At 53.8% G+C, this 12,097-nt stretch carries 10 protein-coding genes and 1 other RNA gene; 5 read left to right on the top strand and 6 right to left on the bottom strand.

Annotated elements, in window-relative coordinates; translation table 11 throughout:
* Positions 1-12: 12 nt before the first annotated feature.
* On the bottom strand, positions 13-1,440 hold the full coding sequence (locus HOP44_RS08885; RefSeq protein ID WP_172252520.1) for an ammonium transporter: 1,428 nt from the start codon (positions 1,438-1,440) through the stop codon (positions 13-15).
* 298 nt (positions 1,441-1,738) lie between these two features.
* Between HOP44_RS08885 and HOP44_RS08880 the strand changes: the two genes are divergently transcribed.
* The 4 genes from HOP44_RS08880 (at position 1,739) to HOP44_RS08865 (ending at position 6,963) form a co-directional block, all read left to right on the top strand.
* Positions 1,739-2,170: a MerR family transcriptional regulator gene (locus tag HOP44_RS08880; protein ID WP_172194274.1), complete on the top strand. Its 432-nt coding sequence runs from the start codon at positions 1,739-1,741 to the stop codon at positions 2,168-2,170.
* 31 nt (positions 2,171-2,201) lie between these two features.
* Complete coding sequence (locus HOP44_RS08875; RefSeq protein WP_172252518.1) at positions 2,202-2,882, top strand: zinc metallopeptidase; 681 nt, start codon at positions 2,202-2,204, stop codon at positions 2,880-2,882.
* A 233-nt stretch (positions 2,883-3,115) separates the two neighbouring features.
* Positions 3,116-4,807: a diguanylate cyclase gene (locus HOP44_RS08870; RefSeq protein WP_172252516.1), complete on the top strand. Its 1,692-nt coding sequence runs from the start codon at positions 3,116-3,118 to the stop codon at positions 4,805-4,807.
* Positions 4,808-5,034: 227 nt separating this feature from the next.
* Positions 5,035-6,963 (top strand): serine hydrolase domain-containing protein, encoded by a 1,929-nt coding sequence (locus HOP44_RS08865; protein ID WP_172252514.1) that lies wholly within the window; start codon positions 5,035-5,037, stop codon positions 6,961-6,963.
* A gap of 112 nt (positions 6,964-7,075) precedes the next feature.
* Here the strand turns inward: HOP44_RS08865 and HOP44_RS08860 are convergent, their stop codons facing one another.
* Entirely contained in the window at positions 7,076-7,726 is a 651-nt protein-coding gene (locus tag HOP44_RS08860) for a rhomboid family intramembrane serine protease (RefSeq protein WP_172252512.1), read from the bottom strand.
* A gap of 121 nt (positions 7,727-7,847) precedes the next feature.
* On the opposite strand from HOP44_RS08860, the gene tpx reads away from it, so the two are divergent.
* Positions 7,848-8,366 (top strand): thiol peroxidase, encoded by a 519-nt coding sequence (tpx, locus tag HOP44_RS08855; protein WP_172252510.1) that lies wholly within the window; start codon positions 7,848-7,850, stop codon positions 8,364-8,366.
* An 89-nt stretch (positions 8,367-8,455) separates the two neighbouring features.
* Here the strand turns inward: tpx and HOP44_RS08850 are convergent, their stop codons facing one another.
* From HOP44_RS08850 to cshA, 4 genes are all read right to left on the bottom strand, one after another.
* Positions 8,456-8,848 carry a DUF1499 domain-containing protein gene (locus HOP44_RS08850; RefSeq protein WP_172252508.1) on the bottom strand — a complete coding sequence of 131 codons (393 nt, stop codon included), beginning with the start codon at positions 8,846-8,848 and terminating at the stop codon, positions 8,456-8,458.
* A 188-nt stretch (positions 8,849-9,036) separates the two neighbouring features.
* Positions 9,037-9,226: non-coding RNA, 6S RNA (gene ssrS, locus HOP44_RS08845), on the bottom strand.
* A 36-nt stretch (positions 9,227-9,262) separates the two neighbouring features.
* Positions 9,263-10,060 carry a YesL family protein gene (locus tag HOP44_RS08840; RefSeq protein ID WP_172252506.1) on the bottom strand — a complete coding sequence of 266 codons (798 nt, stop codon included), beginning with the start codon at positions 10,058-10,060 and terminating at the stop codon, positions 9,263-9,265.
* Between the two features lie 224 nt (positions 10,061-10,284).
* Positions 10,285-11,859, bottom strand: coding sequence for a degradosome RNA helicase CshA (gene cshA, locus HOP44_RS08835; RefSeq protein ID WP_172252504.1), 1,575 nt, complete (start codon positions 11,857-11,859; stop codon positions 10,285-10,287).
* Positions 11,860-12,097: the final 238 nt, after the last annotated feature.

Raw genomic sequence — 12,097 nt, 5'->3', positions numbered from 1 at the left:
ATTTTACCGACCTCAAGCGTTTGCCGGTGTACGTTTGCTGCCCGATTCCGGGTTTGTCGGACCGTTGAAAGTCGTTTCGCCCGCCATCTTCATTTGTTCCGGATATCCGTAGTTGCCGTGTTCGCTGATATCCAGACCCATCATTTCTTCTTCTTCCGTAACGCGGATGCCCATCGTGACTTTCATGACATAGAAGATGATGAAGGTCACGGCGCCTACGAAGGCAAGCGTGCCGACAACGCCCAGTGCCTGAACGCCCAGCTGGTGCAGACCGCCGCCGTAGAACAGGCCCGCTTGACCCAGTCCTTTGTCGGTAGCCAATTCCGGAGTGGCGAAGAATCCTGTGCTCAAAGCGCCCCAGATCCCGGCAATCCCGTGTACCGAGAAAGCGAAGACCGGATCATCGACTCCCGCTTTTTCAAACCACTGCGCCGTGAAGAACGTCAGTACGCCGGCAACCAGACCGATTACGACCGCTGCCCAAGGCTCGACGAAAGCACACGAACCCGTAATCGCGACCAGAGCCGCCAATACGCCGTTAAGCATACTCGGGATGTCAGCTTTGCCGAACACCATCCAGGAAATCAGCAGAGCCGCTACGCCGCCCGCTGCCGCCGCGATATTCGTCGTCAGCGCCACGTAGGCGAAGAAGCCGTCCATAACCGACAGGGCGCTGCCCGGATTGAAGCCGAACCAGCCCACCCACAAGATAATAACGCCCAGTACCGACAGAACCTGATTGTGACCGAGGATGCTGTTCGGTTTGCCGTCTTTTCCGTATTTACCCAAACGGGGTTTGAGCATAATCGTCGCAACCAACGCCGCCGTAGCACCCGTCAGATGGACAACCGTCGAGCCTGCGAAATCCTGCATGCCCATCGAACCGAGCCAGCCGCCGCCCCATACCCAGTGCGCGATAACCGGATAGATGATGATGGTGAACAAAGCGCCGAACACAATATATACGCTCAGTTTGGCGCGTTCCGCCAGACCGCCGCCGGCGATCGCAAGCGAGACGCCCGCAAAGGCGAGGTGGAAAAGGAACATCAGCGAAACCGGAAGACCGAAGCCGTTCACGGAATCGAAGGAAGAAGCTTGTCCTTCTCCGCCGAAGAAGAAACCTTCGAAACCGAAGAAGCCGTTACCGTTGCCGAAACCGAAAGCAAAACCGAAAGCCCAGAAGGCAATGCTCGCGACGCCGAAGGAAAGAATCGTCTTGCCCGCTACGTGACCGGCATTCTTCATCCGGACCGACCCCGCTTCAAGCAGAGCGAAACCCGCCTGCATGAAGATAACCAGTACCGCCGCGATAAAGACGAAAGCCATGTTCACGCCGTTCGTCAACGCCTCGCCGTCTACCGCTTCCGCCGCATAGGCGCTAACCGGAAAAGCCGCTGCTGCCGTCAGTGCTCCAAACGCTGCCCACCACTTCTTTCTCAAATTCCCCACGCCCTCTTCATGTAATTTTATCTAACATTATGTGAAACTCTTGATGTCATTATAGACCGCGGCAAGAAAGCTGACAAGTGATTTTGCCAAAAAAAATCGAATTTATTTCGGACTTTTTTTTCCGATAAAGCTGTACGCGCGTTAATGCGGCAAAGTACGCGTTTTCATAAAAAGTATAACGTTTGACTGTACGCTTTAGATTGGATATAATTGAATTTGTCAATACTATCTTTTTATATTTACTTACTTTAATGAGGGACTTGGGAAAGGGTGAGACCGTGATGGGGATATGAAACTGTTCCGAATCGGCGAACTGGCCAAGGCCGCGGGTACCAGCGAGCGAACGATCGATTATTATACCAAGCTGGGCCTGATCTGCCCGCAGGACCGGTCGATGACCAACTATCGGCTGTACGGTCCCGAGACGCTTTTGCGGCTGAAACGTATTCACGAATTGAAAAATGAAAAGTTTACTCTGGACGAAATCCGCGAGCGGCTCGACAAATGGAGCGAAGCGACCGGAGACGATCGGGTATCGGAAAAGCTTACCCTGCTTGAAGGCCATCTGGCCCAGGTGGAAAAAGAATTGAAAGAACTGCAGCCGCTGCTCCAGGATCTCGATCCTGCGCAGGCCCGCAAAACCTTTTCCCAAATCGTCCCGCAGGGAGTCGCCTGTATGGAAGCGATCAAACTTCTGCTTGGACAAAACCCGATGATGTAATGTTCTTACACTTATATGGAGGGAAACGAATATGAGCTTCAATTTTTTGATGTATATGCTGATCATTCCCGCGTTCATCTTGACGATCTGGGCTCAGTTCCGGGTCAAAAGCACGTATAGAAAATGGCGCGAAGTCCCGGTACACAGCGGCATGACCGGTTATGAAGCCGCTCGCCATATGCTCGATACGAACGAACTGCAGGAAGTCCAGATCGTCCCTGTGCCGGGCATGCTGTCCGACCATTACAATCCGGTCAACCGGACGGTCGCGCTGTCCGAAGACGTCTACTACGGCAGCAGCATCTCGTCCGTATCGGTCGCCTGCCACGAGATCGGCCACGCCATCCAGCACAAAGAAGCGTATCCGATGCTGTCGCTGCGCCACCGGATCTTCCCGGTCGTCAACTTCGCGTCGGGCGTCGCGCCTTTCCTCATTCTTGGCGGCTTCCTGTTCGATTTCACGAACCTGATCGGATTCGGCATTTTGTTCTTCGCCGTTACGGTCGTGTTCCAGCTGATCACGCTGCCGGTCGAATTCAACGCAAGCAGCCGGGCACGCGAAGTCATGGTATCGGAAGGCTACATTACGAACGAAGAAGAACGCGGAGTCGGCAAAGTCCTGAACGCCGCCGCACTCACTTACGTAGCCGCCGCGCTGGTCTCGCTGCTGGAACTGCTCCGTCTGGTCGGATTGTTCAATAACCGCAGCTGATAAAAAAGCCTACTTTACCCGGCAGGCGGCCTTATTCCTTTCTTGCCTCCAACCGGCACCGGCAGTAACGCCGTGCCGGTTTTTTGCTGTAAAACGGCATAAACGCATTCTTTTTCGCGTAAAGCTTCGATCCTCCAGATAAATGCTGGCTAATTCTCTTCATTTTATGGTACTATACATCTACTTTAGCATTGCAGCCGACTGCCGCTTTCGCATACAAAAGGAGAAGGTTCGTGAGCCTATCAGTGTGGTATGATCTCTTCCTATTCGCTCTATTGTCCGTCCTGCTCGTCTACATTTTTTTTGCGGTACGTATCACCAATCTGCATAAAGTCTACTTCGTTTTCCACTTTTTCATGGTGCTGTGGCCGCTCTGCCAATTCGCCACCCATATCGTGCAATCCCCCCAAGGACAGCTCCTCTACGTTTCGCTCTCTTTCGTCGCCACTCTTATGCTGGTCAGCGGCTGGCTGCTGTTCACCTTGTTTCTCACCGGCAACGATAAGCGGCTGAGTCCCAAATCCATCTCGTTTATCTGTTTGCCCGCGGTCGCCGCCTCGCTTCTGACTTTCTCCAATCCGTTCCATTTGTTCACCCGCCCGGCATCCGACAACTACGTAGAACGTTTCTACGGTCCTTTGTTCTGGCTGGTCATGGCTCTGGTCGCCGTTTATTTTGCCGCTTCGCTGTTTGTACTGCTGCGCGCCCTGCGGTCGGCTTCTTCTTCCGCAAGTCTCAAAAAGCAAATCCGGATCGTACTTTGGGGCATTTGCGCTCTCGCTTTTTTTGCGCTGCTCGATATTTTGCTCAATGTGGTCCTGCGTGAGGTTCTGCCTATTATTCCGGGTCTGACTTCGCTCGGCATTTTTATCGCGGATTTGTTTTTTGTTTTCGTCATTACCCGGTACAAAGTGTTCGATCTGGTCTCGATTGCGCATGAAGACATCATCAATACGATTCCGCACGGCATTCTTGTCCTGGATGAACAGCAGGAGGTCGTCGAAGCCAACCGGGCCCTTCGTCTGTTTCTCGAGATCGAGGCGGGAGATGTATTCGATGTCGAAGCGTTCCTGTCTTCCGTCCGGGTAATCGGCAACGCCCAGCACTTCCTCGAACACTATAAGAGAAAAGACAGCGACGTGTTCCAGGTCGAATGGTCGGCTCTGCGGGGAAACCACCTGCACTGCATCCTCCAGGCTTCGCCGATTCTCGATGCCTCGCGTCTGCCGATCGGCCATATTCTCACCTTTCAAGACGTCTCCCATGAACGGCGTCTGGTGCGGGAGCTGAATCTGCAGAACGACGTCCTTCAGGAACGCAACCGCTCCCTGGACCGTACACGGCTCGAATTGTCCCAGGCCAACCGCCGCCTTGAAGAAATGGCGCTGACCGACAGCCTGACCGAGTGCTATAACCGTCATTACCTGACGCAGCGGCTGGAGCAGGAAATGATCGACAACGTGCAGCAGCGGATTCCTTTTTCGTTCGTGCTGTTCGATATCGACTTTTTTAAATCGATCAACGACCGTTACGGCCATGTCGCCGGCGACGAGATGCTGTACCGTACCGCCCAGATCGTCAAGAAACATATTCGCAGCACGGACATTCTGGCCCGGTACGGCGGCGAAGAATTCATTCTGTATCTGCCCTGCACGGGGAGGGATACAGCCCGGCAGATTGCCGAGCAGGTACGCTTCGCCGTGGAATCGAACCTTGTTTCTCTGGAACATGCGCCCGCTCCGGTGAGCGTCACCGTCAGTCTGGGCGTTCTCTCGATCGAGGATTTCGAGCAGGAACGCCTTCCGGACAATTCGGAAGATTTCCTGACACAGCTGTTTACCGAAGTCGATAAACCGCTCTACGAAGCCAAGAAAAACGGCCGGAACCGGATCGAGTTTGCCACGATTCGCCAAATTTCAGGATAAGGGAGCGAACTGTTCGATTTCATTCTCTATTCCCCGACCTTTCTCTAAGGTTTCCCGGCTTTGACCAAAAGCACAGCAGCCCTTAACCCCGGCTGCCGTGCCTTTTTTTGTATTCGCCGCAGAAACATCCTTGACAGTATTCGGTAAAGGCTATATGGTTAGTTACATAACCAACCAACCAGGGGACGGACGCCGAATTTCGGTCCGCCTTGAAAAGGAGTCCGTCCATGTTCTCACGTCTTAAATCCGGGGGTTCGATTCGGAGATTTGTTTCTGCCCTGCCGCTGCTGCTTCTGCTGCCGTTTCTGATGCCCCATTCATCCTCAGCGGAAGGGGCCAGCCTCCCGGCAGCCGAAACGATGCCTTCGGGAATCCGCCTCGATGAATTGGAGGCGTACGTCGATCATTTTGTCGAACCTTATATCAACAAGACGACAGCCGCCGCCTCGATCGCCGTCGTCAAGAACGGACAGATCATTCTGTCCAAAGGCTATGGCCTCGCCGATATCGGCCAGCAGGTTCCCGCCGAGCCCGGCACCGTTTTCGAATGGGGATCCATCAGCAAACTGTTTGTATGGACGTCGGCGATGCAGCTGGCGGAAGAAGGCAAGCTGGACCTGGAAGCCGATATCCGCAGTTACCTGCCGGACGGATTCTTGAAGCGGCTGGCCTATCCCGAAGCGATTACCTTTATGGATTTGATGAATCATACCGCAGGCTTCGAAGAGTATATGTTCGATATGGCCTATACTTCGCCCGGTCAGGTCCAGACGCTCGAACAAGGCCTTCGCTTGGCCGAACCGAAGCAAATCTACCCCCCCGGCGAAAATGTCGCGTATTCGAATTACGGCAATTCGCTGGCTGCCTATATCGTGGAGCGGATATCCGGTCAACCCTACAACGAATATGTGAACGAACATATTCTCAAGCGGCTGGATATGAAGCAGACCGAGATCACATCCGTTCTGGGCAGCCGTCCCGATCTGCAGGCGCGTAAAGCGCTCGGGTACTTGTCGGGCGATCCCGGGAACTTTGTCAAAGGCTCCTGGAATTACATGTCCATGTATCCCAATGGAGGAGCGAACGGAACGGCGGAAGACCTGGCCCGGTTTGCCGCAGCCTTTATGCCGAAAGACGGTCAGGCGACCCCGCTGTTCGACAAACCCGAGACTCTGTCGACCCTGCTGAGTCCTTCTCGTCCTTCGGATCGGTATATGCCCGGTATTGCCCACGGCTTCTGGGAATATCCGGGCGCTTCCCGAACGCTGGGGCATGGAGGAAATACGATGGCTTTCTCCAGTACGCTGCAGTTGGTACCCGATCAGCATTTTGCCGTTGTTATCCTGACGAATCAGTCCGGTGAAGCCCACTTGGTGCACGGGCTTGCCCAAGCGCTGCTCGGCAGCCCTCAGATTCCGGCTTCCGACTCGATTCTACCCGACTCTTCCCGGATCTCCGAAGGTTTCATCGCGGCCCGTCGAGCCGGGCAGGGATTCATGGGCGTCTATCCTTATCTGTCCATGCTGCATCTCTCCTCCGAAGCGCCCAACCGCCTGAGCGTCAAGTTGGCGGGCTTCGAAGGCGAATACCGGCAGATCCGGCCGTACTTGTACGAGCGAATCAGCGGGGATGCGGAGCTGGGCGCCTGGCCGTTCCTGCATATCGATATGGAAAACGACCGCATCCAGCGAATTTCGGTCTATACAACCGATTACCTGCCTCTGTCCGGGCTTCATTCCATGCCGCTGTTGACGGCCCAAGCGGCCGCGGCCGGAATCGCCCTGCTCTTCTTCCTGATCGTACCGCCCGTTTCGTTTCTGGCTGCCCGGTTCAGACGCCGTTCCCGCAACGGTACGCCGGGTCTTCGCAGAAAGACGCTGGCGCTTCAATGGAGCGGACTGCTGCTGGCCGTCAACAATCTGCTGCTGGCTTACCGGATGCTGTCCCAGAACGAACGCCCGTACAGCGATGTTCAGCCGCAGCTTATCCTGAACAGCGTACTGGCCGCTGCCGGATTGATCGCTCTGCTGTTGATCGCTTTTGAACTCAAACGCCGCCCGGCCCTTCCCTTACGCTCCAAAATCAATCTGCTGCTTTCCGTTTCGCTTTGGCTGATTCTGCTCCTGCTCCTGCTTGTATGGCAGTTCTATCGCTGACTTTTCTTCTGTGCCAAAAAAAGCCGCTCTCCCAACCGGGAAGCGGCTTTTTGATACGGAGCATCGACTGTATTGTATTCTTCACCTCTGCAAAGAATCTGTATACCGCCGATTACTCTCCGATTTTTTTGCCAAGCGGAAGTCTTACCAGCAGTCCATAGAGGAAGAATCCGGCAATCGCACCGCCGAAATGCGCCCAAATGTTCACGTTCGGCGTAGCAAAGCTGAGCAGCAGCCCCATAAACAGCAGAATGTATACGGTCTGACGGGAATTTTTGTCCATTTTCTGACGCTGGAACAGCGCCATGTACAGGAAAGCTCCGTATCCGCCGTAGATCGCGCCGGAAGCGCCGACGGAAATGAAGTATTCGCCGGCACGGTTATACGCCCCGATGCTGATCAGGTTGGCAATGATCCCGCTGGCCAGATACAAAAAAGCATAGCGGACATGGCCAAGCAGACGCTCGAGCGGCGGAAGGAAGACGAGAATGGCAAAACAGTTAAACAACAAATGCTCGAAGCCGCCATGCAGAAAGACCGAAGACAGATACCGCCAGGGTGCATCGACATCGGCTATTCCCGGAACGCCGACTACGTTCGAGAGCGCGCCGTACTGAAGCAGAATGGATCCGGAAGCGTCTCGGCTGTAAGCCCCGTTCACCGCAAGAACAATAAACATCACGACGTTGATCAAGACCATCAGCGCCGTAATCGGATAAAACTTCAGATACTGGTTCCATTTTTCGTAGCGTACAAAAATCATGATTATCCTCTTTTCCGCTATGCTCTTTTTTGCAAACGATCTCTACCCAATATTATAATGAAACGGGACGGGAAAATCCAAATTCCCGCTGCTGTACGAGAATTCGAGGAGGTTATTTACCATGGCACAACAAAGAACCGGCGTAGCCACGTTCAAAGGAAACCCGATTACCCTGATCGGTCCCGAACTGAAGGTGGGCGACACGGCTCCGGACTTCAAACTCAACCGTAACCTGCTGGAAGAAGCTTCTCTGCAAGACTTTTCCGGCAAAGTCAAACTGATCAGCGTCGTTCCTTCGCTCGATACGGGAACCTGCGATGCGCAAACGCGTCGTTTCAACACGGAAGCGGCCGACCTGGGCGAACATGTCGTCATTTTGACCGTCAGCGTCGATCTGCCTTTCGCTCAAGCCCGCTGGTGCGGCGCCGCCGGCGTTGATCAGGTCGTGACACTGTCCGACTACAAGACCCGTTCGTTCGGCGAAGCCTACGGCGTCCTGATCGAAGAACTTCAGCTGGATATGCGCGCGATCTTCGTTCTCGACGAGAACGACCGTATCGCTTATGTGGAATATCTCGGCGAAATGAGCAGCCCTCCGAATTACGAGCAGGCGATTGCGGCGGTCAAAGCGCTGCTGTAACGGCAATCTTTTAACACCTACACGAAAAAACGCACCCGCACGCGGAGTTCCGCGTAGCGGGTGCGCTTACATAAAGCCGAAAACCGGCTTCAGCTTGTTGTTTTGTAAGCGGCCAATTTTTTGTCGAGAATGGCGAATAGGCTTATAATGGTCCGATAGTTGGCGCCGAGATCGCCCAGCGATCCGCGGGATGCCGAATAAATATCGACTGCGCTCTTGACCGGACTCACCGCAAGAACGGAAACGGTAATATCCATCGTCCGCCCGAACTTCGTGCGCTTCTCCAGGGTAATTTCCCCTACGCCCGCCACTTCGTGCAGTACCTTGTAGCCAGGAATTTTCTTGAGCGTCGAACTGACCTCTTCCCACGCTTTATCTCTGGAAAGGCTGTAATATCTCGTTTTCATGTTAGGATCGGTCGCGCGGTCGCTCGTACCTTCCTGACTGCGAATAATCCCGACCAATGTACGTTTAAACGACAAGATCTTTCCTCCTTTAACGTTGCCCATCTTTCTACTTCTAGTGTAGCATTGTTCGATTCAGAACAAAAGAAAAACAGAACAAAAACGTCCCCATACCCGGAAGTTTTCCGGTATGGGGACGTCATATCCCTATCGGGTTCCAAGAAGCCCAAGCCTGCTATCCGGCCGACTTCCATTATCATGCAAAAAGGGATCCCGCTCTGCCGTCCGATCACATTGCCTCGAACCTGCTATCGCAGGTGGGTGACCGCAAAACGGGCTTTGAAGTCCCCATGTCATATAGACAGGGCGTTTCATTGCGGCGTTCGATATAGGTCTCCCGAGACTTATTCATTGGTTCAAAACAACGAAAAACCGAAACGGGCATCGCAGGATGTAGAGTTATTATAGCGCTTACGACCACACTTGTAAACTCTACCGATTCTTTTTATTCAAAAAAGATCCCTTTTCTTTTTTCTCTTTGCCAAGCTCGATCAGTTCCGTTTCTCCGTCCGCATTCTGGGCTTCTTCGCGCTTCTTGGCCTGCTCCTGCATTTTTAGGAAGGTCGCATAGAAGTTGAAGAAAGCGAACCAGGCCATCACGCTTCCTGCGGCGATTACATACAGGACCGGCATCTGCCAGCAGATGTACACGATCGCGATCGCTCCGATCAACGTCGAGAAGACGCGGAACGGACGCAGCAGCGTCAGCAGAATCGCATTTTTGAGAATGCCGCCGATCTTCATATGGTAATGGGTCACCATCGAGAAGAAGTTGAACAGCGAAACGAACAGCAGAATCATCAGAATCAGCATCAGAATGCCGAACAGCTGCAGATTGCGGAACTGCACCATATAGACGGTGATATCCACGTACATGACGACGAACAAGATCGTGTAGAAAATGCCGCCGACCAGACTTTGTTTGTAATTCTCTTTGTATCCCCGGAAGAAAGTACGGGCGATTTTGACGTCCGGTTCTCCCATCACCCATTTGCGGGCGACCGTAAACATGGCCGAGGTGGCCGGGAACAATGTAACCGGTGCCAGAATTCCCAACGCCCAGTTCAAGGTCAGCGCTTCATTAACGTACTGCGGATCGATCGCCAAACGCATATACAAGATAAACAAAAACGGCGCCGAACACAGCACCCAGAGCAAGTTCGTTCCCGAGATGCGCATAATCCACTCGGTCAGGCGGTAAATCCCCCCCGTAAGCCCCCTAAATTCCAACAGGTATTCCTCCTCGAAAAATCGCATAATCCCATTCGGCCGTACCTCGGCACGCCGTATGTCGACTGATAGTTCAATTATACCGATTCCGCCTTGCAAAAACCACCCTTTGCGAAAAGGCATTCGAAACGTTTATCCGACGTTTCGCCGCCGTCCGCGCAAAAAAAAGAAGGCGGCGCATGGATGCGCCGCCTTCTTGAATATTCGTTTAATGCGGACTTTCCTTACTCGAAGCTGTCGCGTTTCGGGCTTGGGCGGTCGCTTTGGCCTTGGTACGAAGGTTTGCTGGTGCTGCGTCCTTGATAGCCGCCGCCTTCTTTCGAACCTTTGTAACCACCGCCGCCGCTGCTGCTGCGTCCTTGGTATCCGCCTGTACGGCCGCCGCTGCTGCTTCCGCCTTTGTAGCCGCCGCTGCCTTTGTAACCGCCGCCGCCGCTGCGAGCGCCGCCGTAGCTGCCCGAAGGCTTGCGACGTTTTGCGCGAACCGGATCTTCCGGAGTCAATTCGATCTTCGAATCTTTCTTCTCCCCGGTCATCAGCTTCATCGCTGCCGACAGCAGGTTAACGGAATCGTACTGTTCCAGCATTTGGATCGCGATCGCTTTGTATTCGTTCAGTTCGCCGTCCTGTACCACTTCGAGCAGACGCTCGGCCAGGATGCGTTGTTTGCCTTCGATCGCTTCGCTCATGGTAGGGAGCGGTTTGCGTGCGATTTTGTGGCGGGTTACGCGTTCGATGAAGTTCAGGTGATCCAGCTCGCGAGGCGTTACGAACGACCATGCTTTGCCTTCTTTACCTGCACGGCCCGTACGGCCGATCCGGTGAACGTAGCTTTCCGGATCCTGCGGAAGGTCGAAGTTGATTACGTGCGTCACGCCAGATACGTCGAGACCGCGTGCCGCAACGTCGGTAGCTACCAGAACTTCGATGCTGCCGTCACGGAATTTGCGCATAACCGCGTCGCGTTGGTTCTGCGACAAGTCACCGTGGAGACCGTCAGCCGAATAGCCGCGTTTTTGCAGCGCTTCCGCCAGCTCGTCGACCCGGCGCTTGGTGCGTCCGAACAGGATCGCCAGCTCAGGCGATTCCATGTCGATCAGGCGAGTCAATGCTTCGAACTTTTGACGTTCCGGCACTTCGATGTAAGCCTGCTCGATCAGCGGTGCGCTGATTTGCTTCGGAATGACCGATACATGCTGCGGGTTTCTCAGGAACTGTTCGGCCAGACGCTTGATGTTAGCCGGCATTGTAGCCGAGAACAGCAGCGTTTGACGCTCTTCCGGAACCAGCTTCAGGATCGACTGGATGTCTTCCATGAAGCCCATGTCGAGCATTTCGTCCGCTTCGTCCAATACGACCGTGTGAACGTCGTCGAGCTTGATCGTTTTGCGGTTGATGTGGTCAAGCAGACGGCCCGGCGTACCGATAATGATCTGCGGTTTTCTTTTGAGTGCACGGATCTGACGAACGATATCTTGTCCGCCGTAGATTGCCAGGGAACGAAGTCCCTTGAAACGTGCAAGCTTCTCGATTTCGTCGGCAACCTGAATCGCCAGTTCGCGAGTCGGGGCCATGATCAGAGCCGAAATTTTCTCTTCTTCGCGGGCGATCTTGCTGATCATCGGAATACCGAATGCCGCTGTTTTACCTGTACCGGTCTGTGCTTGACCGATCATGTCGCTTCCGCTCAGAGCGATCGGAATCGCCTGCGACTGAATCGGTGTCGCCTCTTCAAAGCCCATTTCCGTAATTGCCTGTAATACCTTTGGTTCCAAATCGAAGTCTGCAAAATTTGCCAATAGATTCATGCTCCTTTTATTAGGGGCGGGCTGCCACTTTATCTGTGGACAAGCCGCTTCTGGATTCTGTATTCTTAAGTAGCCGCAACCGATCGATAACCGAAGGGTTCCTCATATGCTGTTAACGCCAAGTTCTCTGTACCACAACACTTGGCCAAGGGAGGAGCTTCTTCAAAGCCGAAGCCAAAAAGCCGAAGCTTTATTATATACCGTTTAACCTTTTACTCGCGCTTCTTCC

The sequence above is a fragment of the Saccharibacillus deserti genome, from assembly GCF_013618475.1.
Lineage (GTDB): Bacteria > Bacillota > Bacilli > Paenibacillales > Paenibacillaceae > Saccharibacillus > Saccharibacillus deserti.
Note: the sequence above shows the minus strand (reverse complement) of the source record. Positions and strands in the feature narration are given on the sequence as shown.